Source organism: Streptomyces sp. NPDC025793 (assembly GCF_055558375.1).
On record NZ_JBVHMR010000012.1, the window covers coordinates 47,324 to 69,382 of the forward strand.

The window sequence follows — 22,059 nt, forward strand, 5'->3', positions numbered from 1 at the left end:
GATGCGTGATTCAACAGAGGGGGGTCACGTGACAGCACGCATCGACCTGAGCTCCGGGCGGCGTGAGAAAAATTCTGCGGGATATGCGGGATATGCCGACAGCATTCCTTTCTTCAGTCAGGCAGCAGCATTCGCCAGAATGTGGCAGGACATTCAGCGTCAAGTGACCGATGTCCTGGACGACGGCAAATATTCGCACGGCGCGAAGGTCGCCGAATTCGAAACGGCTCTCGCCGACTGGACCGGTGCCCGGTACGCGGTCGGGGTCAACAGCGGCACCGATGCGCTCGTCCTGCTGCTGCGGGCCTGCGGACTGCGGCCGGGGGACGAGGTGGTGGTCCCCGCCTTCACCTTCGTCGCCACTGCGTCGTCCGTGGTGTTGGCGGGCGGCCGACCGGTCTTCGCCGACATCGAACCGGACAGCTACGCACTGGACGCCGACTCGGCTGCCTCGGTGGTCGGGCCGCGCACCCGCATGATCATGCCCGTGCACCTCTTCTGCCAGATGGCGAACATGAACGCCGTCGGCGGCGTGGCCGCACGCCACGGACTCACCGTCCTGGAGGACAGCGCCGAGGCGATCGGCATGCGCTGGGACGGGATCCACGCCGGTCTGCTGGGGGCCGGCGGTGTGCTGTCGTTCTTCCCCACCAAGACGCTGGGCGCCATCGGCGACGCGGGCGCCGTCATCACCGATGACCCCCACGTGGCCGAGACCGCCGCGGCCCTGCGGCACCACGGCCGTCGCGGCCGCACCCTCGCGCACTTCCCGGCCATCTCCAACGCCACCGAACTGACCGGCGTCAACAGCAAGATGGACGACATCCAGGCGGCCGTCCTGCTCACCAAGCTGGCATCGCTGGAGCACGACATCTCCCGGCGTGCCGCGCTGGCCGCCGCCTACGACGAGCGGCTGCGTGACGTCTCCGGCGTCCTCCGGCTGCCCACGCTCGTGCCCCGTGCCGCGTCGACCCGCCCGGTCTTCTACGTCTATCTGATCGAGGCCGACCGGCGCGACGAGCTCGTCGCCCACCTCGCGGCTCGGGGAGTGGAGACCGAGACCTACTATCCACAACCGCTGCACCTCCAGGCGTCCTTCGCCGCGCTGGGCCACCGCCGGGGCGACTTCCCACGCGCCGAGGCCGCCTGCGAACGCACCGTGGCGCTCCCGCTCTACCCGGATCTGCCGCTGTCCGCGGTGGACCGGGTGTGCGCGCTGATCCGCGGCTTCTACGACGGACGAGCCCGCGCGGGAGGCAGGCCGTGACGATCGCCTTCTTCCCTCCCGATCTGTTCGAGGCCGACCGTGCGGCATTGCTCACGATCGTGCGCGAGGTCGGGACGGACCCGCGCCAGAAGTTCATCCTCGGCGAGCACACGGCCCGCTTCGAGCAGGCGCTGCGCGACGAGTTGGGCGTCGCGGACGTCATCGCCTGCTCCAGCGGCACCTCGGCGCTGACGCTCGTTCTCCACGCGATGGGCGTGGGCCCGGACGACGAGGTCGTCGTACCGGCCTACGGGTGTGCCCCGTTGGCGAACACCGTCGTCGGTCTCGGAGCCACGCCCGTCTTCGCCGACATCCAGCCCTGGACGATGGTGGTCGACCCCGAGCAGGTCGAGCGCGCGATCACCGGCCGTACCAAGGCCGTCGTCCCCGCGCACATGTTCTCGGTGATGGCCGACATGCCGGCGCTGCGGCGTCTGGCGCGGCAGCGCGAGGTCCGGCTGGTGGAGGACTCCGCGGTGGCGCAGGGCGCCGTCCTGGACGGACGTCCCGCCGGGAGCTGGGGCGATGCGGGACTCTTCTCGTTCGTCCAGGTCAAGACGTTCGGCACGGCGGGCGAAGGCGGGGCCGTCGTCACCGACGACGCCGCGCTGGGCCGTCTCGTACGGTCGCTGCGCAACCACGGCCAGGGCAGCCGGCGGTTCGTCTACGACCGCATCGGGTACAACAGCCGCTTCGACGAGGTGCTCGCCGCGTTCCAGCTGCACCGGCTTCCGGGCCTGGCCGCACGGCTGGAGCGCCGGGCCGCCATCGCCGAGTACTACACCGAACGCTTCGCACCACTGCGGGACCGCGGAATCCTCGCGCCTCCGCCCGGCCGCAACGGCCGCTGTTATTACGTGTACTCACTCCTCGCCGACGAACGCGACGCGCTCAAGCGGCACCTCGCCGACCGCGGCATCGCCGCCCACGTCTACTACCCGGCCCCCCTGCCGCATCAGCCGGCGTTCCGCCGCTACGCGCCCGAGGGCCGGTCATGGCCGCACGCCGAATCGGCGGCCCGGCGCCAACTGGCCATTCCCGTCTACCCGCACCTGACCGACGCCCAAGTGGAACGGATCGCCGACAGCGTCTGCGAGTTCGCCGCACCGAAGGGAGCTGGATGTCATGGCTGAGGTGAACTCACCGCTCGACCTGTCCGCCCTCGCACACACGGGCCGGATGCACGCCTATCTGCGCCTCGCCAAGCTCGACATCGTCGACTACTACCTGGCGCTGCCCCTCGCCTGGAGCCTCCTGCCCGCCACCGCCCGTACCTCGCCGCACTCGCTCGCGACCCTTGTCGTCTTCCTGCTCGGCGAGGTGTTCGTCATCGCCTCGGCGGTCGCGTTCGACGACGTGACCGGCTTCCGCGACGGAAGCGACGCGATGAACTACGGCGCGGACGCACAACCCCGGCGCATGGCGCGCAAACCCCTGGTGACCGGTGCGCTGCGCGCCGACGAGGCGATCCGGTTCGCGCTGCTCGCCGCCGCCGTGGGCACCGTGCTGTGGACGGTCGCGGCGGAATCGGCCCCCTTCCGGCCGCTGTGGGCCCTCGCCACCGCGGCGGTGTGCCTGTTCACCGCCGTCCAGTACTCGTGGGGGCTGAAGATCAGCTACCACGGCTGGCAGGAGCTCTTCCTCATGGGCTTCGGCGTGGGCATGGTGCTCATCCCGTACGGCCTGGTCAGCGGCCAGTTCACCCTCTTCGTGGCGCTGCAGGCGGTGCTGTTCGGCAGCGGCCCCATGCTCTTCGGCCTGTACTCGAACACCAACGACGCCGACGGTGACGCCCATGTCGGGCGGCGTACGGTCGCCGCGCTGGTGACGCCCGCGGGCAACGCGGCCTTCATCGTCTGCGTCAATCTCGCCCAGGCCGCCCTGATCGCGCTCGCGCCCGTCGTCTTCGCCGCGCCCTGGTGGTTCCCGCTCGCGCTGCTGCCCGTACCGGCCGTACGCCTGGTCGAGCTCACCCTCTTCCTGCGCGACGCGGACGTACTGCGCGCCCGCAGACTGGCCATCCGCACCCACCGTCTGACCGTGGTGCTCCTCCTCGCCGTCAACCTGCTGGCGCCGCTGCTCGACGCCCGGGGCATCGGGGACCTGTCATGACCGCAGATCTCGACATCGCGGTCGTCGGCGCCGGTGTCGCCGGACTCCACACCGCCCGACTGCTGCGCGACGCGGGCCGGGACGTGCAGGTCTTCGAGGCCGCGCAACGGGTCGGCGGCCGGATGAGCACACTGCGGCAGAACGGCTGGATCATCGACGAGGGCGCCGAAGCCATCGCCACGCACGGATTTCCCACCACCTGGAGCCTGATCGACCGGCTGGGTCTGGCAGCGCCCGACGTGCCCCGTATCCACGGCACCATCGCCACCTGGCGGGACGGCCGTCCCCATGGCAACGTGGGCCGGGCCCGCGGCCTGCTCACCGGATGCGGCCTGGGCCTCGGTGCCCGCCTGCAGCTCATGCGCTTCACCGGCCACGGCCTGCGCGCGCGCCGGTCGTTCGACCCGGATCGCCCCGAGGCCACCCCGCTCGGCGAGACGACCGTCGCCGAACTCGCCGACCGCTACGGCGCCGAGCTGGTGGACTGGCTGCTCCAGCCACTGGTCACCGGATTCACCGGCTGGTACCCGCAGCGCTCCGCGGCCGGCCCCTTCGTCGCGCACATGCTGGCCACCCGCTCCTCCGCGCACTGGCACACCTACCGCGACGGCATGGACACCCTGGCCCGCACCCTCGCGGCCGGCCTCCCGGTGACGACGGGCAGCCGGGTGCAGGAGGTGACCCGGTACGGCGGCCACACCCGTCTCACGCTCGCCGACGGCAGCCGGCTCACCGCCCGATGCGCGGTGCTCGCCGTCCCCGCGCCCCTCGCCCGCGAGCTCCACCCGGACATGCCCGACGACGAGGAGCCCTATCTGCGGGCCGCCACCTACTCGGTGCGGCTGCGGGTCAGCTTCGCGCTCCGCGAGCCCCGCTCGATCGCCGGGACCCCCGCCGCCTACGCGCTGATCATCTCCCAGTCGCACGATCCCGCCCTCAGCGCCGTCACCGTGGACCACCGCAAGAACCCATGGCGCGTGCCCCGGGGCGCCGGTCTGGTGTCCGTGCTGACCAGCCCCGACACCAGCCGTGAGCTCATCGGGGCGTCGGACGAGGAGATCGTCGGCGAAGTGACCCGCCGTGCCGAGCAGTACGTACCCGGGCTGCGCGCCGCGACGCTCTTCGCCAACGTCCACCGGTTCCCGCACGGCACGCCGGAGGCGACGGTCGAGTCGCTGCGGCTGCGGCCCGGCTTTCTCGGCCGTCCCGCCCGTGCCGTCGACTACGCCGGGGACTGGCTGGTGCAACGCCCCAGCAGCGAGGGGGCGTTGCGTTCCGCGTTCCTCGTCGTGCCCAGGCTGCTCGCCCACCTCTCGGACACCGCCGCATCGCATCCCAGGCCCGAGGAGGCCGCGCATGAGTGATCGGACCGCCCTCGCGCCGCTGCGCGGCCGGTACGTCTTCGACACGAGCTTTCCCGACGAGGACGAACGACTGCGGCTCGGCGAGGCGTTGTGGGACCCGGGCACCCGCACACGGCTGGCCCGGACCGGCCTGACCGCCGGCTGGCACTGCCTCGAAGTGGGCGCCGGACACGGCTCGGTGGCGGCCTGGATGGCCGAGCGGGCGGGCACGGCCGGCATCGTGGAAGCCGTCGATCTGCGCACCGACCGCCTGGAGTGGCTGACCGAGCACGGCGTGCGGGTCTGGCGGCACGACGTCACCACCGACGAATTCCCGCGTGCCGCTTACGACTTGATCCATGCCCGGCTGGTGGTGCAGCACGTCCTGGACCGGCCGGCGGTCGTACGCCGGCTGTGCCGTGCGCTCAAGCCCGGCGGACACCTGGTCCTGGAGGACACGGACACCGCCTCCCTCTTCAGCCACCCCACCCGCCCGGACTTCCTCCAGGACGTCAAACTCGCCGCGTACCAGGTGATGTCCGACGCCGGCTACCACCCCCGTTGCGGCCTCCTCGACGCCTCGCTGGCCACGGCCGCAGGACTGGTGGACGTCCGCGGCGAAGGCCGTTCCTCGGTGGTGTGCGGCGGCGGCGACGCGGCGCGCTGGTACCTGCTCTGGCTCGCCCATCTGCGTCCGGCCATGCTCGCGTACACCGGCATGACCGCCCACCGACTCGACCAGGCGGCCGCCGAGTTGAACGACCCCGCCAATTCCTGGCTGACGCAGGTGATGGTCACCGTCACCGGTCGCGCACCGTATGAGGAGCGATGAAACCACACGATCTCGGCACCCTCTTCGACACGCTGGCCGAGCAGCACAGCGACACAGTCGTCCATCTCAGCAGGCCCCTGGACATCTCCCCGCGGGCCGAGGTGCGCTACGACATCGGACAGCTCGCCCGGCTCGTCCGGGAGACGGCGGGCCGGCTCGCCGAGGCCGGTGCCCGTCCCGGTGACACGATCGCCGTGGTGAAGCCCAACCACTGGGACTATGCCCTGCTGGCCTGCGCCGCCGCCCGGCTCGGGGCGGTCCCCGCCCTGCTCTCGGACCATCTGGCGCCGCATGCGCTGCACACGCTGCTCACCCGCCTGAACGCCGCCGTGCTCGTCGCCGACGCCCGCATCCTGGCGGCCGCGCGGCGCGCGGGTCGCGATCTGACGGCGCTCGCCGGCCGCACCGTCAGCCTCAAGGGGACGGCGCCCGGCGCCACACCGCTCGGCGAGTTGCGCGGTGGCACGGCACCCTCGCCGCGCCGACCGGCCGCGGGCCGCACCCTCCTGATCACGCACACGTCCGGTACCACGGGTGTGCCCAAGCTCGTCGAGCACACCGCGACGACGATCATCGACCAGCTGGCGGGTTTCGAGGCGACACGGATGCCCGTGATCACCAGTCGCCGCGGCGACACGGTGGCCAACGCCAATCCGTTCTGCCACGGCCGGGCGATCCCGTGGACCGTCAGCGTCTTCCATCTGCGTCCGCGCAAGGTCGTCATCCTCGACAGCTCGGACCCCGCCACCGCGCACCGCACGCTCGCACAGCACCCGCCCACCCTGCTGGAAGCGGCGCCCTCGACCTTCGTGCGATGGCGTGACCTGGCCCAGGACCGGCACGGCGCGGACAACGTCTTCCGCGACGTACGGCTGTACATCAGCACCTTCGACGCGATGCATCCGCCCGCGGTACGGGCGTTCCTCGCGGCCTCACGGCGCCGCCGTCCCCTGTGGATCCAGGCGTGGGGGCAGACGGAGACGGGCCCGCTCACCTTCCGGCCGTTGACGCGCCGTGCGGTGGCACAGGCCGGCGGGCGTCATCCGACGACACGGAACGTCGGCCGGCCGGTTCCCTGGCGCACCCGGCTCCGGATCGTCGATCCGGTGACGTTCCGCCCGGTGCGCCGCGGGCACCCCGGGATCGTCATGGTCCGTACCCGCGCCCGGTGCGCCGGCTACGCCGGGGAACCGGAACGCTGGGCCGCCAAGGCCGACGGGCCATGGTGGAACACCGGCGATCTGGGCGTACTGACGCGCACCGGCTGTCTGCGCCTGCTCGACCGCGAGGTCGACACCGTGCCCGGCATCAGCTGCATGGAACTGGAGGACGTCCTTGAGGACCGGCTGCCGGCGGTACGGGAGGCCACCGTGCTGAGTGTGAAGGGGCGGCCGCCGCAGCCGGTACTCGTCGTCTCGGGCGGGGAGTTGGAGGCCTCCGCATGGCAGCGGGCCACCACCGACCTGCCGGAGCTCGCCGACCCGGTGGTGCTGCCCTGGCAGGAGGTGCCCAGGACCGGAACGGGCAAGGTGCGCCGGCAACTGCTGCGCGAGCACCTCTTCCCGGACACGGCGCTGGAAGGCTACGGCACCGGCCGCTGGACCTGACCGGCCGCGGGTTCTGCCTCCCGCTGCGGAGCGCCCTGTTCGAAGCGAACGGATCCTTCGACCGCGAGCGGCAGTTGCGCTCCGGTCACCGGCTCGGGTGCGGCGATCAGGATGTTGTAGTGGTTCGGCAGGTGGCAGGCGTCGAACCCCAGGACGGTGCCGATGAGGTGGTCGTCGGCCCACACCCGGTCGCCTCGGTCGATGACCCCCGCCGAGCCGATCTCGGCGAATCCCAGGAAGCCGACGCGGTCGATCCGGTCTCCCGGTCCGGCCACCGCCTGGTCCGTCGTCACCAGCTCGTGCACCTCGCCGCGGCGTACGCAGCGGGAGGCGAAGGGTTCGAGCGTCATACCGCGGTCCTCGCACCGATGGACGAGCACCTTCACCACCCGGGCCGACACGGTGCGCTTGGGCCCGTCCTCGTCCGGGTTCACCGTACGTCTCCTCGCACCGGCCGGCGCTCGGCCGCGTAGCCGGCGGCGACGAGCTCCGCGACCGCCGGCCCGTCCGGGCCCGTCGGCCCGTCGGGCCCCGGTGTGGTCAGCCGGTGCGCGAAGTCCCCCAGCACGCCGACGTATTCGTGCCACAGCGACTCCTTGAAGCCATGGTGGCCCGCGAGCATGTCCGCCGCGTCGACGGCTCCGTCGGCCGTCCGCACCTCGACCTCCTTGCGCTCCCCCGGATACGACCAGTCCAGGTCCACCACCGCCTCGGTCCCGCCGTGCCCGCGCAGCACCACGCGCGCCTGCCGGTCCACACCGCGCGCGTCGCGCTGGACGGCCGCGTCCACGACCCGCACATCGCCCAGGAAGTACCGCACCAGGTCGAACGCGTTGGGGCCGTTGTCGGCGAGACAGCCACCCCCGCACCGCGCGGGATCGAGGTACCAGCGGTCGCGGCCCGCGTGCTCTTCGATGAGCTCGTGATAGCGCACCGTCAGCTGCCGCACCGGCTTGCCCGCCAGCACGGTCCTGGCGCGCAGGTGACGTACCTCGTCGTTGTAGCGGCGGTGGAAGGAGGTGAACAGAGGTGTTCCGTTGCGACGGGCCAGCCGCGTCAGGCGGTGTGCTTCCGCCGGCCGTGTCGTCAACGGCTTCTCGACGCAGACCGCGACGCCGGCCTCGATCGCGTCCCGGCACACGGCGTAGTGCAGGTCGTTGGGCACGTTGACGATCACGGCGTCCACGCGTGCCTCGGCCAACAGCTCCCGGTGGTCGCGGTGGACCGACACCGGTGCGGTGTCCGTACCCGAGTCCGCCGGGCGCCGGGCGTCCGCCAGCCTGGTGACGTCCGGATCGCACAGCGCGGTGAGGGTGAAGGACGGGGCGCTGTCCAAGGCGGCCAGGTAGAACCGCGAGATCACACCGAGTCCGATGATTCCGACGCGGATACGGCTCATGACGGGTCCTCCGTGCCCGGGAACGGCAGCGCGTGCCGACGCGCCACCCGCTGCAGATCACGGTGGACCGCTCGGGCCAGCGGCACTCCATGGCGCAGCCGTTCGTCGGCACGCCGGGCCTCCGGCAGGCCGGGGTAGGTGACCGGTGCGTCCGCGCGCACCGGTACGCAGCTCGTCAGCGCCCCGAACAGACCCTGGGACTGGCCGAGGAATTCCGCCTCCCCGCGCAGCCGTCCCGGAGCGATCGCAAGGGTCAGATAGCCGATGTCGTCGTCACGCCGCTGCCCCGATGCTCCGTCCGGCCCGATGCGCGGCCCCACCCCCGCGCCCGGTACCAGCGCGGAGACCACCTCCACCAGCAGCGCGAGACCGAACCCCTTGTAGACGCCGGTCTCCGGCTCGCCGCCCAGCCAGCGCAGGCGTGCTTCGCCGCGGTCGAACGCCGCGGGGTCGGTCACCGGGCGGCCGGACGCGTCCTCCAGCCAGCCGTGGGGAATGCGGTCGCCGTCACGAGCCGCCGACCGCACCTTGCCCGTGGGCACCACGGTGGTGCTCATGTCGAGGACGAACGGCGGCAGTTCGCCCGCGGGTGCGGCGAAGGCCAGCGGGTTGGTGCCCAGCATCGGATCGCGTCCGCCGACGGCGGGAGCCAGCCTCTGATGGCCGCAGTTGGCGGTGACGAGGCCCACCATGTTCTCGCGCGCGGCCCGCACGGCGTGGTACCCGGCGCAGCCGAAATGGGTGCCGCCGCGCACGGAGACCATCCCGATGCCGTACTCGCGGGCCCGCTCGACGGCGAGGTCCATGGCCCGGCCGGCGGCCCACAGCCCCAACGCCCGGCGGGCGTCGAGGAGGACCGAGGCGCCGCGATCGGTGACGATCACCGGCTCGGCCCGCGGATCGCACCGGCCGCTGTCCAGCAACGGCAGGTACAGACGGGAGAGATTGGCCACCCCGTGGGAGGGAAAGCCCGCCAGATCGCCGTAGCACAGGGCTTGCGCGGCCTCGGCGGCGTCGGCGGGCGGTATGTCGTGGGCGGTGAGGACGCCGGTCACGAAGGTGAGCAGGGCGTGGTAGTCGACCCGTGGCCCGTCGGGGGCGCCGTCCGCGCTGTCGACGGGGCGGTGCACTGCCTGCGTCATGCTGTCTCCTCTGCCCGCAGCGGATCTGCCCGCAGCGGGCCATGGTGGTCACCGGTGATCACGGAACGCGCGTAGCCGACCAGGATCCTGGCGATGCCCGCGGCGAACGCCTCCAGTTCCGTCAGCTCGGCGAACTCCCCTTCGGCGTGGGCCCGGTTGGCATCCAACCGTCCGGGGCCGTAGACGGCGGTGTACGTGTCGGGCACGTCCGCCGTCCAGATGGCGTCGCAGGTGAAGGCGGGTTCGTCGGCGGGCCAGGGCGGCACGTCCGCGGCGTCCAGCAGTTCCTCGGCCCACTCCGCCCGGCTGACCAGCGTGGGCAGGCCCCGCTTCAGCCACCGCACGCGCAGGATCGACGCCGCGTCCGCCGCGGTGCGCGCGAAGTCGGGCACGGCGCCGAACCGTGCGCGGAACTCCGCGACGGCATCGCGCACGGCCTCCTCCAGCACGGTCTCGATCCGGGGGCCGGCCGCCGGGGAGCCGTAGGCGAAGTTGAGCAGCAACTGCCCCGAGCCGTAGACGCGGTTGTGTCCGTCTCCCGTGTGCAGTCCGGCGAGGCACATGCGGCCGGCCCGGTCCAGCCGTGGCGGGACCGCGAGGGCCAGGTGCCGTGCGAGATGTCCGAGCAGGGCGGTCGCGTTGTGTCCCGCCTCGGGGCTGTCGTCGACCGCGTCCTCGCCGCTCACCTGCACACAGGCGGTCATCGACGCGGTGGCGCGGGGCAGTCGGCGCAGGCCCGTCGGCTCGCAGAAGAGGTTGAGGCGTCCGACGTGCCCCTGCTCGACAAGGGTTCTGGTGCCGAACGTGCCCATGGCGCCGCCTTCTTCGCCCGCCACCGCCTGCACCAGCACGGCGACCCGATCGCCCAGCGCGGGTTCGAGGCGCCGGGCGGCCCGGATGCCCGCGAGGAGGGCCACGGCCGGACCTTTGGCGTCGATCGCGCCGCGGCCGTGGAAGCGCCGGCCGTCGAACCGGGCGGGCCACCATCCGGCCACGGTGTCGAGATGGACGTTGCACATCACGGTGGCCGGGTGCGGCAGTTCCGGTCCGAGGCGGAGCAGCAGGTTGGGCTGGCACGCCAGAAAACCGGGCTCCCGCGCGGCGTCCTGGACGGCGGCCGGCACGTCATCGCGTCCGACGACGAAGGCGGCAGCGGCGGCGGTGTGCGAGACGACGTTCATGCCGATGGTCGCGGCGGCCCGCGCGTACGCCCGTCCCGCTTCCCACAGCCGGGGCTCGGGCGCCGCACCGCCGGTCTCCAGCGGACCGGCGGTGGGGGTGTCGAGCAGGCGCAGCAGCAAGGCGCGTTCCGAGGCCGTCAGGGACACCCGGCGCAGCGGTGCGAGGCCTGGCGTCGTGGCAGCGCCGGTCACCGCACCGCCTGCTCTCGTGCTGCGCCCGCACCGCTCGGGCCGACCACCTCGTCGTGCACCAGGCGCCGCAGGTGCCGCCCGTAGGCGGCGAAGAGCGTCGGACCCGACTCCGCGGTGTCGTCGTGCCCGTCGTGCGGACGCAGGGCGAGGTGCGGCTCGATCGACCAGGCGCCGGTGTATCCGTGCCCGAGCAGCGTCCGCAGGCAGTCCGCGACCCCGGCGACGCCGAGCCCCGGCTGCGTGTACGTCACACCGTCGGGGCCCGGCACGGCGTCCTTGATGTGCACGTGGGCCACATGGTCGATGATCTGGCGGAGCAGCGCGTGGCTGTCGTACCCGTAGGGGACGCCGTTGCCGGTGTCGAACAGCAGGCGCAGGGCCGGGCTCGCGACGTCGGCCAGCAGGTCCAGCATGCGTTCGGCCCGTGTGCCGGCCCAGCCCGCGCAGTTCTCGTGGAGCAGGACCAGGCCGTGTTCCTCGGCGTGCCGCGTCAGCACGCGCAGGCGGCGCACGGCCTCCGCCCGCCAGGCCGTCTCGCTCAGCCCGGCGTTCGGGTACGACATGACGCGCACGTACCGGGTGCCGAGTCGACGGCACCGGGGGACGAGAGCGTCGAGTTCGGCGATGTCGTGCTCGAAGGGTCCCGTGACCGACCGTGACCAGTCACCGATCCGGGAATCGAGGCAGACGACGTCCAGCCCGGCTTCGCCGAGCCGGTCGGCGAGTCCGGCGAAGGTCTTGTCGTCGAGATCCGCGACCGCGACGTTGCCGACTGTCCGCAGCTCGATGGCGTGCCAGCCCAGAGCGTGCAGCGCCGACACCTGTTGGTCGAGTGCGGCGCCCGCCTCGTCGCCGATGCCCGCGTAGACGATGCCGAAGGGCGCTTCGCTGTCCGCACCGTTCATGGTGTCCGCTCCAGGGGTGTGCGGGTGAAGGCCCGCCGCTTGGCGTCCAGCAACAGGCGGCAGCAGCGCACCTGTTCCTCCAGGTCGGTGTCGCGGCCGGGGGCGCCGCTGCCGGCGTAGCGCCGGTAGGCGCGCGTGAAGAAGGTGCCGAGCGCCTCGTCCTGGACGACCTCACGGACCGCCGCGTCGCCACGGCCGTTCGCGTGGGTGACTCTGAGCTGGCCGTAGTCGTCGTCCTGCCCGATCGGGTAGTCGGCCGTGATGCCGCCTGCGGTGAACGACAGAACCACACGCCGCTGCCGGACGGGGGAGGTGAGGTCGGAGTCGATGACGGTGCGCACTCCCTTGTCGTGATGATGCAGTGTCAGGTGGGCGGATCCCATGCGCCGCACCACCTCCCCGCCCAGGTCGAGGTCCGTGGCCCGGGCGCTGACCACTTCGGCGTCTCCGGCCAGCCGCAGCGCCAGGCCGAGCGCGTGCGGTATCTCGACGTCGAAGGCGGACTCGTGGCTGCGGCTGGTCGAGGACCGGCGGAAGCGGGGCTTGTGCTGGGTGATGCTCACCGTGTGCAGCCGGCCCAGGTCACCGCCCTGGATCAGCGCGACCAGCCGGTCCGTCAGTGTGGAGTGCAGCCAGGGAGCGACCACGCACAGCCGCAACCCGTGGTCGCGGCTGATGCGCAACGTCCGCTCCAGCTCGTCCTCGTCGGCCGCCAGCGGCTTTTCGACGATGACGCGGGTGAACCCGAGTGCTGCCACCTCGCGCAGCACATCCGCCCGTACCGCGGGCGGTGTGCACAGATGGACCACGGTGCTCTGCGGTGCGAGCCGGTCGCGGGCCTGGCGCAGGGTGCGCAGCACGGTGACGGGTGGTCCCTGCGGATGTCCGCGGGGGGCGTTCGGGTCGACGGCGACGACGGGTGCGCGGCACACGCGCAACCGCGTGAGAACGGGCAGGTGCAGCCCCAGGCCGGCCCGGCCGAGGCCGATGACAAGTGCGTCGAGCATAAGAGGCCCATGCATCGCGAGCGGAAAAGGCCCTGGCGGCGGACCGGCACACCCGTGCTTCCGGTGTGCCGTCGCCGTTCGGGCGGAGGGAATCGGTCAGGCCGAGAAACTGCCTGCGCCGTGGATGTGGCTGCCGTAGCCCGGCTGGATTTCGAGGTACGGCCCCCAGCAATGCGGAAGGGTGTAGATCCTGATGGGCTGGTCGGTCAGGTTGTCGATGACATGGGCCAGGGGCGGCATGTTGTGGCAACCGACTGGATCGTCGTAGTGCGTCAGGGGCGTGGCTTCGGTCTCGAACACCACCACTTGACCGCCTTGGGCGTTGGCCGGTGCGGCGTTCATGACCAGTGCGCCGATGGCGAGCACGGCAGCTGCTACCGCACGTCGCATGGTTCCTCCTCCTTGACGAGCTTCTCTCCGAGCGCCCGCCGGACGGGGCCGCAGTGCGCCGCGGCCCCGTCCGTCCACGGGGGGGGCAGAGCTTGTCAGCGTTCCAGCGTCACGTGGTAGAGACCGGGGTGCAGAGCGACGATGTGCGCTTGTCCCGAGGCGCCGTCGTACGCACCGGTGCCCCCGCTGATCACACCCTCGAAGGAGTACGGGTAGGCGGTCGGGTTGTCGGGGATGGGGGCCTCGGCGTTGATGAACAGCTGCCCGTCCGGCAGGTTGACCGTGGTGGTGCACTGAACCGTCGTGCTGGTGGGCGTGACCGCGTCCTCGTCGCAGTGGTCGACGGCCGTTCCGATCCGGGCGCCGCTGTCGTCGGTGACGACGCCGTTGCCCACGAAGCGGTCACCGAGCTCCGGGTTGCCCGGAATGGTGGTATGGGTGAAAGCGATGGTGAAGCCTGTGTCCCCGGGAGCCGCGAGGGCGGCCGGCGCGCCGGCACCGATGGCCGCCACGGCCGCGAAGACGGCTGCGGCGATGCCGACACCCAGGCGCTTCTTGTTCCTGTGGATGTTCTGCATTGTTCCTCCTGGCTGAAGAGAATGAACAGTGCGTGCAGGCTCAGTGGGAAGATAACTGTCGAGCCGGGTCTCATCTGCCCGTCTCGAAGCTGCGGAAGCGGAAATCGAAAGGCGCCGTGACGATCTCGCGAAAGATTTTCGTCAGGCTCAAACCCCCGAATTCATGCACTCCACCGAAAAACAGAAACCCCCCGACTCTCCGGAAAAGGATTTCCCGGTTCCGAGCCGTTTCTTGCATTCACCACACTGTCAGAGCGTCAGGAGCGGTGACAATGGGTGACGAGGCAAGCTACCTCGGTCGAGTGAATCGGACAATCATCATATGAACGCGAGCGCGGACTGCAATTCCGCCACCTCCGAAAACGGCGTCCGGAATTAGCCCTTCCTCACCGCAGTGCGACATGTCAAGATCGGTTGGTCAGTCCGATCGGGGGCACGGAATCGGTATCCCCGAAAAGCCCACGGACTCGTTCCGTGGGCGGGATGAGCCGTTTTCCGTGCCGTGACTGTGAGGGCCACGAGAGCAGGGGGACGGCGAATGTCGGTCGAACTCGTAGTGATGGGGCTCGGATACGTGGGCCTGCCACTTGCATGCAGTGCGAGCAGAGCCGGACTTTCCGTGGCGGGATTCGACACCGATTCCCGCGTCGTGCGGCAACTCTGCGCCGGCCGCTCCCCCGTGCACCACGTCACCGACGCGGACGTACAACGACTTACGGCCGAGGGCTTCGTCGCCACCACCGACCCGGCGGTCCTGGCGCGGGCGGAGGCGGTCGCGGTGTGCGTACCGACCGGCCTCACCGCCGACGGAACGCCCGATCTCGGCCCGCTGACCACCGCATGCCGCACGGCCGCCGACCAGGTCGGCAAGGACACCCTCGTCGTGATCGAGTCGACGACGTTCCCCGGCGCCACCGAAGAGCTCGTACGGCCGATCCTGGAGGCGCGCGGATTCACCGTGGGCACCGACATCCACCTCGGATACTCACCGGAGCGGATCGACCCCGGCAACCCGGCCTTCGGCATCACCAACACACCCAAGATCACCAGCGGTTCCACGGAGCTGTGCGCGAAACGCTGTACAGCCCTGTACGAGCGCTTCGTCGACGCCGTGGTGCACGCCGCCGGCACGAAGGAGGCGGAACTGGCCAAGCTGCTGGAGAACACCTACCGCAACATCAACATCGCGTTGGTCAACGAGTTCGCCGTGTACTGCCACGCCGTCGGCGCCGACGTGTGGAACGTCGTCGAGTGCGCCGCCACCAAGCCCTTCGGCTACCACCCCTTCCACCCGGGACCCGGCATCGGCGGCCACTGCATCCCCGTGGACCCCGAGTACCTCCTCCACCACGCACACGACAAGGGCCTCGGCTTCGACCTGGTCCGCGCCGCCCAACGCACCCACCACGCGATGCCACGGCACGTCGTCCAGCGTGCACAGACCCTGCTGGAGAGCACCGGAACGCCCGTGCGCGGAGCCTCGGTGGTACTGCTCGGTGTCACCTACAAGCCGGACACCGACGACCACCGGCACTCACCGGCGACCCACATCGCGCAGGAACTCGCCGCGCTCGGCGCGCGGGTCAGCTACCACGACCCCTACACCCACGACTTCACCCTCGCCGACGTGCCCCTCCCCCGCCGGCCGGACCCGCTGAACGCCGCCCGCTGCGCCGACCTGACGATTCTCCTCCAGGGTCATCGCGCGTACGACCTCACCGAACTCGCCGGCACGGCCCGCCTCCTCTTCGACACGACCGGCCGCGTACCGGGGGACCGGGCCGTCCGGCTCTGAAACCTCGACGCCCCTCGGTCATGTCCGAGACAACCCGCGGCGTCGCAGCCTCACCCTTCACCGCTGCGCCGGCCCGGCGCCGTGTGCCGCATCACCCGCCCACAGATGCAGGGCGGTTTCGAGACCGGTGACGGCAGCGGTGTCGGTGGTGTCGCAGGCCCAGACGACCACCCCGTCCGGGCGTACCAGCAGCCCGGCCGGCGTCGTCGCGTGGTCGTCGGTCACGCCGGTCACACGCCCGGCCCAGGCCGCGGCGAGGCGGGCGAAGGCACCGTCCGGAGTGCGGTCGAGCAGCAGGAATCCGCCACCGTGACCGTGGTCGACGAGACGGGAGCCGTCCCTCAGCCACAGGTCGGGGGCGTACCGCCCGACCAGCGGATGATCGCCGGGCAGGTCGACGCGCTGTGTGACGCCGGAGATCTTCTTGACCGCGTAGGTCGCGCCGGCCCGTGTGCTCAGCAGATCGGCGACGACCTGACGGAGCGCGGCCGACTTCGGGTCCCCGCGCATCACCCCGGTCTGGGCCCGCGTCCAGTCCAGCACCCAGGCGCCGAGGGGACGGCGCTCGGCGTCATAGGTGTCGAGCAGCCCTTCGGGGGCCCACCCTGCGACCACGGCACCGAGCTTCCAACCGAGGTTCATCGCGTCGCCGACCCCGAGATTGAGCCCCTGCCCGCCGAACGGCGAGTGCACGTGCGCGGCGTCACCGGCCAGCAGCACCCGCCCCGACCGGTAGGCCGCGGCCTGGCGGGCGTTGTCGCTCCAGCGGGTCGCGGCGCCACGCAGCGCGGTCAGCGTGACATCGGTGCCCGAGACCCGGCGCAGACTGGCCTGCACCTCTTCGAGGGTGACCGGCACCATGGGGGTCCCCCCGCGCGAGCGAGGCCGAGCGTGGGCGAGGGGGGCGGGTGCGCCGTCGAACTCCACGGTGACCACCCGCCCGGGCTGAGGCCCGCAGCGGTACGCACCCCGGGTCGACCACACCCATCCGGGCGCGAGCTTCTCGGGATCGGCGATGTCGACGACCGCCAGGCGCCCGGTGAGTTCGGGGTCGGTACCGGGGAAGTCGATGCCCGCGAGACGGCGTACGGCGCTGTGCCCGCCGTCGCACCCGACCAGCCACCCGGTGCGCACCGGGCCGGCGGTGGTGCCGACGAGTACGCCGTCGCCGGTGTCCTCGAACGCGGTGACCTCCACCCTGCGACGCACCGGTACGCCGAGACGCGTCGCATGCTCGGTCAGCAAGCCCTCCAGCTCGCGCTGCGGCACCATCTGCGCGCCGCCGACCGCGGCATGCGCGGCGAGGTCGGCATCGGACCAGTCCACGAGGCCGGCGTCGAGGACCATTCCGGCGAAATGCCCGGTGAACCGCGTCTCGTGGGCCCGCGGGCGGTCACCGGACGGCCGGTCGCCGGTCGCGGGAGCGAACGAGCCCATCCGGTCCAGCACCTCCCGCTGCACTTGTTCGGCGGCGGGCAGCAGACCGCGGCGGTCGAGGGCCTCGGCCGTCGGCACGTTGATGGCTCCGGCCTTCATCGCCCGGTCCGGCTCCGCCCGTCGTTCGAGTACCTGCACCGTCGCCCCGGAGAGCGCCAGTTCGGCGGCGAGCACGAGGCCCACCGGCCCGGCGCCGACCACGGTCACGTCCACATCCGCGCCCACGTCCATGTCCTGGTTCACATCCACTCGGTTCACATCCCCTGTCACGAACGGTGTTCTACAAACGAACACCGTTCGTGTCAAGTTATGATGGCCGGGTGAACCCGAGAGAGCGACGTGCGGCGCGCCATCAGCCGCCGAACCCCGAGGCCGCGACCGACGCCCGACCACGGCGCCGCAAGGCCCCGATCACCGTGGAACAGGTCGTCGACACCGCGCTGGGCGTCGTTGCCACAGAGGGCTACGAGGCGCTGACCATGCGCCGGCTGGCCGGCGCGCTCGACACCGGACCCGCCTCGCTCTACGCCCACGTGGTCAACAAGGCCGACCTCGACGAGCTGCTCATCGGGCGGCTGTGCGCCGGGCTCGTACTGCCCGCCCCCGACCCCGCGGCCTGGCGGGAGCAGATCCGCGGTGTGTGCGCCCAGATGCGCGAGCAGTACCTGAAGTACCCCGGGATCTCCCGCGCCGCGCTCGCCATGGCGCCCACCGACCTCCAGACCATGCGTGTCACCGAAGGCATGCTGGCCATCCTGCTCGCCGGCGGCGTCCCCCCGCAGGCCGCGGCCTGGGCGATCGACGCCCTCCTGCTGTACGTGGCCGCCTACTGCCTCGAAGTGTCCGTCGCGCGCCGGCGAGCGGCGGACGACGACACCGCCTGGGTCCTCGACCGCGACGAGCTGACGCGCCGGTTCACCGCCCTGCCCGTCGAGACCTTCCCCCACACCACCCGCCACGCCGCCGAGCTCACCGCCGGCGAGGGCCACGACCGGTTCGACTTCACCCTCGGCGTGCTGATCGACGGCCTCGCACACCGCTGAACCGAGGGCGTTTGCGGCCGCCGGGCCCGATGCGCGTCCGGCCGCGGGACCCGTCGCCGTATCGGCTGCGCCGCCGTGGGCGTGGCGGACGTACGGCGTGCAGGACGACCTCATGGTCTGCATGGCCCAAGGTGTCACCGGCCTCCGGCCCTGGGTCGCGACGCGGGCGGTTTCGCGCCCGGCGGGCGATCCTGGTGAGCGAGCGGTGCTGCGCGGAAGCAGTGCTGCGAGGAGGCCAGGAGGCGCGCCCCGGTGATCGCCGTCAACCCGTTGAACAGCGCCTCGGTGCTGGCCGCCTTCGGCGCGCTGGGCGTCCTGGTGGTGCTCTTCGCGGAGTCCGGACTGCTGGTCGTCGGCTTCGTCCTGCCCGGTGACACGCTGCTGTTCCCGGCCGGGGTGCTGTGCGCCGGCAGCGCGCACCAGCCGCCCCGCCTCGCGCTGTGGCAGGTGCTGGTGTGCGCCGCCGTCGGGGCGGTGGCCGGCGGGCAGGTCGGCTATCTGATCGGCCGCCGTGGCGGGCGGGCGCTGCTGGCCCGCACCTCCAGCCGCCGGGTGAAGGCGACGGCCGCCCGCGCCGAGCAGCTGCTCGCGCGCTACGGCTATGGGAAGGCGCTGGTCATCGGCCGGTTCGTGCCGCTGCTGCGGACGGTCCTGCACCCCGTGGCCGGTGCGCTCGGGGTGCCTGTCCGCACCTTCACGCCGTGGCAGACCGTGGGCGGCGTGCTGTGGTCACAGACGCTGGTCCTCGCCGGTTACAGCCTGGGGGCGTCGGTCCCGCACATCGACGACTACCTGCTGCCGCTCGTCGCGGTGGTCGTCGCCGCGTCGATGGTGCCGTTGCTGATCGAGGCGTACCGCCACCGGCGCGAGAGCAGACCGGGCCGGGCCTCGCGCCGGAGCCGTTGATCGGGCGAGGCTTCCCGCACCCCCTTCGGGGCGTCTCAGACGTCCGTTCCTCGATACGTGACCCGGCCCCCGACCACCGTCAGCACGACCGGCAGATCCGCCAGATCCGTGTCGGCCACCGCCAACGGATCGTCGGCCAGGACCGTGAGGTCGGCGCGGTGTCCCACGGAGATCGCCCCCGCCCGCGTCTCCTCCCCCGCCGCCCAGGCCGCGTTGACCGTCATGCCCCGGAGCGCCTGGAGCGGGGTGAGGGCCTGGGCCGGGCCGTGCGGGGGCAGGGAGAGGTCGGCGGGGCGGCGGTGGCGGGCGCCGGCCATGACCTTCAGCGGCGGGTACGGCGCGATGGGCCAGTCGGAGCCGAGCACGATCCGCGCCCCGGCCTCCCAGAGGTCACGGCAGCGGAACGCCCGCCCGGCACGCTCCTCGCCGAGCCGGCGCGACCAGTTGTCGGTGTGGTCGGCACGCGTGAACTCGCAGCAGTGCGTGGGCTGCATCGACGCGGCCACGCCGAGCGGCGCGAACCGCCGTACGGTGTCGTCCGGGACGGTCTCGACGTGCTCGACGCGGTGGCGTACCGGCCGCGCGGCATCCGGCCCCTCCCCTCGCCTCTGCGCCTGGCCCTCCGCCTGCGCCTTCGCCACGGAGTCGAGGACATGGCGCACCGCCGCGTCGCCGATCGCGTGCGTGGCCGTCGGCACACCGGCGCGGTGCAGGGCCGTGACGACCTGGGTGTGGCGCCGCGGGTCGGGCCAGTGGGCGTGGGCCGACTCGCCGTGGCAGTCGGGTGTCTCCAGCCGGGCGGTGCCGTTGTCGATCGTGCCGTCCACGAAGAGCTTCACGCCGGCCACCCGCCACAGGGCGCCGCCGGTGCCCTGTGGCGGGTGGCCGGCGACGGCGTCGTCGTCCGTCTCCGGCCGGCACCACGGTGCGACCCGCAGCCGCAGGGGCAGGGCGTCCTCGGCCTCCAGCGCCGCGCAGACCGCGAGGCTGTCCCCGTTCGCGTCCATCGCGTGGCCGCCGGTGAGGCCGGACGCGGCCATGGCGTGCAGCACCTCGGCGGTCCGGGCGCGCACCTCGGCCTCGGTGGGCCGGGGTGCGACGGCCTCGACGAGTTCGCAGGCCGCGTCCTCCAGCAGCAGTCCGGTGGGGCGGCCGGCGGCGTCGCAGACGATCTCGGAGCCCTGGTCGAACGAGCGCGGGCCGTCGATGCCGGCCAGCTCCAGCGCGCGTTCGCCGGCGAGCGCCGAGTGCGCGTCGAACAGATCGATGAGGGCGGGTACGCCGTCGAGGACGGGGCCGAGGGCCGCGGTGCCGACAGGAGCGGTGCCGAAGGCGTTCGGGTCCAGGCCCCAGCCGCGCACCCAGCCGCCCGGCGGCAGGGTCCGTACCGCCTCGGCGTGCGCGCCGCGCACGGCGTCCAGGTCGCGGCAGCCGGACAGGTCGGCGCCCATGGTGCGCTCGGCGCCGGAAACCGGGTGCAGATGCCCGTCGGTCAGGCCCGCGGTGACCACCGCGCCGCGCAGGTCCACGACCGTGCTGCCGACTCCGGCGAGCGCGCGGGCCGCCCGGCCGTCGCCGAGGAACTGATCCGGCCGTCCTGCGCGGCGAGCGCGGTGTGCGGCAGGACGCGGCCCGTGGCGGGGTCGAGCAGCCGGGCGGAGAGCAGGACGAGGTCGGCGGCGGGCACGGGGGCTCCCTCACGGCGGTGACGGCGAGAACAGCGATGAGGGCAAGAACAGGGGAGGGCGGGACGCTCAGGTGGTGTGGTCCAAGATGCCGGGCGGCAGGCCCAGTTCGTGTTCCGCGGTGGTGAGCGGCATGCGGAGCACCGCGGCCGGCCGCTCGGGGGTCGCGGTGTTGGCGTGGGCGCCCAGGCCGTCGAGGACGACGAGGATCTGGACGGTCGGCATCCGCATCCGCCGCTCGCTCGGCGTCCTGGTCGACGGCACCGTCTCCGTCTCGCTGACCCTGTACGCACTGCTCGTCTCGGACTTCCTCGACACCGTCGGCAACGTGCTCCAGCTGACGGTGGTCCTGCTCGGACCGAGCGCGGCCGTGTACGCCACCGACATCCTGCTGCGCCGCAACCGCTACGACGGCCTCGCGCTCGGCGGCGAGAGCCGCACCAGCCCCTTCTGGTACACCGGCGGGGTCGACTGGTCCGGGGCGCTGGCCCTCGGAGCCGGCGTGACCGCCGCCGCGCTGTGCGTCGACACCGTCTGCACCGGCCCCGTGGCCGCCGCCCTCGGCGGCATCGACCTGGCCCTGCCGGCCGGCCTGGCGGTGTCCGCGGCCGTCTACGCGCCGCTCATGCGCACGCTCCGCGTCACCGGCCGAGGGCGAAGTCGGCTGCGACGCCGAGGCATTCAGCGCGGGGTGCCGCCCTTGCGGCGCTTGCGGTTCGGGCGGTGGGGGCGGTGGACGGCGGCCAGCTCCCCGATCGCGGCGCGGACATGGGCCGGGTCGCCCTTGCGGGAGCCTCCCGCGCACCACCAGGACGGCCGCCCGTCGACGTCCCTCGGGTGCATGCCCAGGTCGTGGACGGTGCAGACCGGCCACACCCGCCACAGCCGCTCGCTCACCGTCTCCTGGGCGGCGTCGGCGACGGCCGTCAGTGCCTCGGCGGCCGACTCGTACGGCATCAGGGGGTTGCCGTGCGCCTCGCCGTCGGTGAGGGCCACGTAGACCTGCTCGTCCAGGTCCGCCGTCTCCGGGTAGACCGTCAGCCGCAGCGGGCGCTGCTCGGGGACCGTCGCCGCCAGATCCCGGTTGACGGCGGCCAGCGCCTCGTCCCACAGCGGGTACTGGCCGACGGGCACCCGGCGCGGCTCGGGCGGCCGGAAGGAGGCAGACATACGCGCATCCTGTCAGACGGGCGACCGGCCGGATCGAACCCGTTCGAGGCGGCGAACGCCGCCTTCTG

Annotated in this window: 19 protein-coding genes and 2 pseudogenes; 10 read left to right on the forward strand and 11 right to left on the reverse strand. The window is 72.4% G+C overall.

Features of this window, described 5'->3' with window-relative positions; all coding sequences use genetic code 11:
- Window positions 1-139 precede the first annotated feature (139 nt).
- The 6 genes from ACZ4MF_RS22925 to ACZ4MF_RS22950 are packed head-to-tail and all read left to right on the forward strand — an operon-like array spanning window position 140 to window position 7,161.
- Window positions 140-1,267, forward strand: coding sequence for a DegT/DnrJ/EryC1/StrS family aminotransferase (locus tag ACZ4MF_RS22925; RefSeq protein ID WP_467493792.1), 1,128 nt, complete (start codon window positions 140-142; stop codon window positions 1,265-1,267).
- A complete protein-coding gene (locus ACZ4MF_RS22930) occupies window positions 1,264-2,400 on the forward strand; it encodes a DegT/DnrJ/EryC1/StrS family aminotransferase (RefSeq protein WP_467493794.1) in 1,137 nt (378 codons plus the stop codon). The genes ACZ4MF_RS22925 and ACZ4MF_RS22930 overlap by 4 nt, the downstream gene beginning before the upstream one ends.
- Window positions 2,393-3,379, forward strand: a complete 987-nt coding sequence (locus ACZ4MF_RS22935) for a UbiA family prenyltransferase (RefSeq protein ID WP_467493795.1) — start codon at window positions 2,393-2,395, stop codon at window positions 3,377-3,379. The genes ACZ4MF_RS22930 and ACZ4MF_RS22935 overlap by 8 nt, the downstream gene beginning before the upstream one ends.
- Window positions 3,376-4,743, forward strand: a complete 1,368-nt coding sequence (locus ACZ4MF_RS22940) for a protoporphyrinogen/coproporphyrinogen oxidase (protein ID WP_467493796.1) — start codon at window positions 3,376-3,378, stop codon at window positions 4,741-4,743. The genes ACZ4MF_RS22935 and ACZ4MF_RS22940 overlap by 4 nt, the downstream gene beginning before the upstream one ends.
- A complete protein-coding gene (locus ACZ4MF_RS22945) occupies window positions 4,736-5,554 on the forward strand; it encodes a class I SAM-dependent methyltransferase (RefSeq protein WP_467493797.1) in 819 nt (272 codons plus the stop codon). Before ACZ4MF_RS22940 ends, ACZ4MF_RS22945 begins: the two co-directional genes overlap by 8 nt.
- A complete protein-coding gene (locus tag ACZ4MF_RS22950) occupies window positions 5,551-7,161 on the forward strand; it encodes a class I adenylate-forming enzyme family protein (RefSeq protein WP_467493798.1) in 1,611 nt (536 codons plus the stop codon). The genes ACZ4MF_RS22945 and ACZ4MF_RS22950 overlap by 4 nt, the downstream gene beginning before the upstream one ends.
- On the opposite strand, the gene ACZ4MF_RS22955 is transcribed toward ACZ4MF_RS22950, so the two are convergent.
- From ACZ4MF_RS22955 to ACZ4MF_RS22990, 8 genes are all read right to left on the reverse strand, one after another.
- Window positions 7,137-7,595, reverse strand: a complete 459-nt coding sequence (locus ACZ4MF_RS22955) for a DUF6917 domain-containing protein (protein ID WP_467493799.1) — start codon at window positions 7,593-7,595, stop codon at window positions 7,137-7,139. The two genes, ACZ4MF_RS22950 and ACZ4MF_RS22955, sit on opposite strands and share 25 nt — an antisense overlap.
- Entirely contained in the window at window positions 7,592-8,560 is a 969-nt protein-coding gene (locus tag ACZ4MF_RS22960) for a Gfo/Idh/MocA family protein (RefSeq protein ID WP_467493800.1), read from the reverse strand. The genes ACZ4MF_RS22955 and ACZ4MF_RS22960 overlap by 4 nt, the downstream gene beginning before the upstream one ends.
- On the reverse strand, window positions 8,557-9,702 hold the full coding sequence (locus tag ACZ4MF_RS22965) for an Ldh family oxidoreductase (protein ID WP_467493801.1): 1,146 nt from the start codon (window positions 9,700-9,702) through the stop codon (window positions 8,557-8,559). The genes ACZ4MF_RS22960 and ACZ4MF_RS22965 overlap by 4 nt, the downstream gene beginning before the upstream one ends.
- On the reverse strand, window positions 9,699-11,075 hold the full coding sequence (locus ACZ4MF_RS22970) for a M20/M25/M40 family metallo-hydrolase (RefSeq protein ID WP_467493802.1): 1,377 nt from the start codon (window positions 11,073-11,075) through the stop codon (window positions 9,699-9,701). Before ACZ4MF_RS22970 ends, ACZ4MF_RS22965 begins: the two co-directional genes overlap by 4 nt.
- Window positions 11,072-11,980, reverse strand: coding sequence for a sugar phosphate isomerase/epimerase family protein (locus ACZ4MF_RS22975; RefSeq protein ID WP_467493803.1), 909 nt, complete (start codon window positions 11,978-11,980; stop codon window positions 11,072-11,074). Before ACZ4MF_RS22975 ends, ACZ4MF_RS22970 begins: the two co-directional genes overlap by 4 nt.
- Complete coding sequence (locus ACZ4MF_RS22980; protein ID WP_467493804.1) at window positions 11,977-12,987, reverse strand: Gfo/Idh/MocA family protein; 1,011 nt, start codon at window positions 12,985-12,987, stop codon at window positions 11,977-11,979. Before ACZ4MF_RS22980 ends, ACZ4MF_RS22975 begins: the two co-directional genes overlap by 4 nt.
- A 96-nt stretch (window positions 12,988-13,083) precedes the next feature.
- Window positions 13,084-13,377 (reverse strand): hypothetical protein, encoded by a 294-nt coding sequence (locus ACZ4MF_RS22985; protein WP_467493805.1) that lies wholly within the window; start codon window positions 13,375-13,377, stop codon window positions 13,084-13,086.
- A gap of 95 nt (window positions 13,378-13,472) precedes the next feature.
- Complete coding sequence (locus tag ACZ4MF_RS22990) at window positions 13,473-13,955, reverse strand: hypothetical protein (protein ID WP_467493806.1); 483 nt, start codon at window positions 13,953-13,955, stop codon at window positions 13,473-13,475.
- A 559-nt stretch (window positions 13,956-14,514) separates the two neighbouring features.
- Here ACZ4MF_RS22990 and ACZ4MF_RS22995 point away from each other — a divergent pair.
- A complete protein-coding gene (locus ACZ4MF_RS22995) occupies window positions 14,515-15,750 on the forward strand; it encodes a nucleotide sugar dehydrogenase (protein ID WP_467493962.1) in 1,236 nt (411 codons plus the stop codon).
- 57 nt (window positions 15,751-15,807) lie between these two features.
- On the opposite strand, the gene ACZ4MF_RS23000 is transcribed toward ACZ4MF_RS22995, so the two are convergent.
- Window positions 15,808-17,418: an FAD-dependent monooxygenase gene (locus ACZ4MF_RS23000; RefSeq protein ID WP_467493963.1), complete on the reverse strand. Its 1,611-nt coding sequence runs from the start codon at window positions 17,416-17,418 to the stop codon at window positions 15,808-15,810.
- An 89-nt stretch (window positions 17,419-17,507) separates the two neighbouring features.
- On the opposite strand from ACZ4MF_RS23000, the gene ACZ4MF_RS23005 reads away from it, so the two are divergent.
- Window positions 17,508-18,230, forward strand: coding sequence for a TetR/AcrR family transcriptional regulator (locus tag ACZ4MF_RS23005; RefSeq protein ID WP_467493807.1), 723 nt, complete (start codon window positions 17,508-17,510; stop codon window positions 18,228-18,230).
- Window positions 18,231-18,482: 252 nt separating this feature from the next.
- Entirely contained in the window at window positions 18,483-19,136 is a 654-nt protein-coding gene (locus ACZ4MF_RS23010) for a DedA family protein (RefSeq protein WP_467493808.1), read from the forward strand.
- A 35-nt stretch (window positions 19,137-19,171) separates the two neighbouring features.
- Here ACZ4MF_RS23010 and ACZ4MF_RS23015 read toward each other — a convergent pair.
- Window positions 19,172-20,823, reverse strand: a pseudogene (locus ACZ4MF_RS23015) (amidohydrolase).
- A gap of 215 nt (window positions 20,824-21,038) precedes the next feature.
- On the opposite strand from ACZ4MF_RS23015, the pseudogene ACZ4MF_RS23020 reads away from it, so the two are divergent.
- Window positions 21,039-21,452 (forward strand): annotated as a pseudogene (locus tag ACZ4MF_RS23020) (nitrate reductase); the annotation flags it as partial.
- A 50-nt stretch (window positions 21,453-21,502) separates the two neighbouring features.
- Here ACZ4MF_RS23020 and ACZ4MF_RS23025 read toward each other — a convergent pair.
- Complete coding sequence (locus tag ACZ4MF_RS23025; protein ID WP_467493809.1) at window positions 21,503-21,991, reverse strand: hypothetical protein; 489 nt, start codon at window positions 21,989-21,991, stop codon at window positions 21,503-21,505.
- Window positions 21,992-22,059 lie beyond the last annotated feature (68 nt).

Coding starts and splice junctions, on each gene's coding strand:
- ACZ4MF_RS22985 (WP_467493805.1), bottom strand. CDS start 13,377: ATGCGACGTGCGGTAGCAGCTGCCGTGCTCGCCATCGGCGCACTGGTC.
- ACZ4MF_RS22935 (WP_467493795.1), top strand. CDS start 2,393: ATGGCTGAGGTGAACTCACCGCTCGACCTGTCCGCCCTCGCACACACG.
- ACZ4MF_RS22960 (WP_467493800.1), bottom strand. CDS start 8,560: ATGAGCCGTATCCGCGTCGGAATCATCGGACTCGGTGTGATCTCGCGG.
- ACZ4MF_RS22965 (WP_467493801.1), bottom strand. CDS start 9,702: ATGACGCAGGCAGTGCACCGCCCCGTCGACAGCGCGGACGGCGCCCCC.
- ACZ4MF_RS22990 (WP_467493806.1), bottom strand. CDS start 13,955: ATGCAGAACATCCACAGGAACAAGAAGCGCCTGGGTGTCGGCATCGCC.
- ACZ4MF_RS22980 (WP_467493804.1), bottom strand. CDS start 12,987: ATGCTCGACGCACTTGTCATCGGCCTCGGCCGGGCCGGCCTGGGGCTG.
- ACZ4MF_RS22995 (WP_467493962.1), top strand. CDS start 14,515: ATGGGGCTCGGATACGTGGGCCTGCCACTTGCATGCAGTGCGAGCAGA.
- ACZ4MF_RS22940 (WP_467493796.1), top strand. CDS start 3,376: ATGACCGCAGATCTCGACATCGCGGTCGTCGGCGCCGGTGTCGCCGGA.
- ACZ4MF_RS22945 (WP_467493797.1), top strand. CDS start 4,736: ATGAGTGATCGGACCGCCCTCGCGCCGCTGCGCGGCCGGTACGTCTTC.
- ACZ4MF_RS22975 (WP_467493803.1), bottom strand. CDS start 11,980: ATGAACGGTGCGGACAGCGAAGCGCCCTTCGGCATCGTCTACGCGGGC.
- ACZ4MF_RS22950 (WP_467493798.1), top strand. CDS start 5,551: ATGAAACCACACGATCTCGGCACCCTCTTCGACACGCTGGCCGAGCAG.
- ACZ4MF_RS23025 (WP_467493809.1), bottom strand. CDS start 21,991: ATGTCTGCCTCCTTCCGGCCGCCCGAGCCGCGCCGGGTGCCCGTCGGC.
- ACZ4MF_RS23000 (WP_467493963.1), bottom strand. CDS start 17,418: ATGGACGTGGGCGCGGATGTGGACGTGACCGTGGTCGGCGCCGGGCCG.
- ACZ4MF_RS22925 (WP_467493792.1), top strand. CDS start 140: ATGTGGCAGGACATTCAGCGTCAAGTGACCGATGTCCTGGACGACGGC.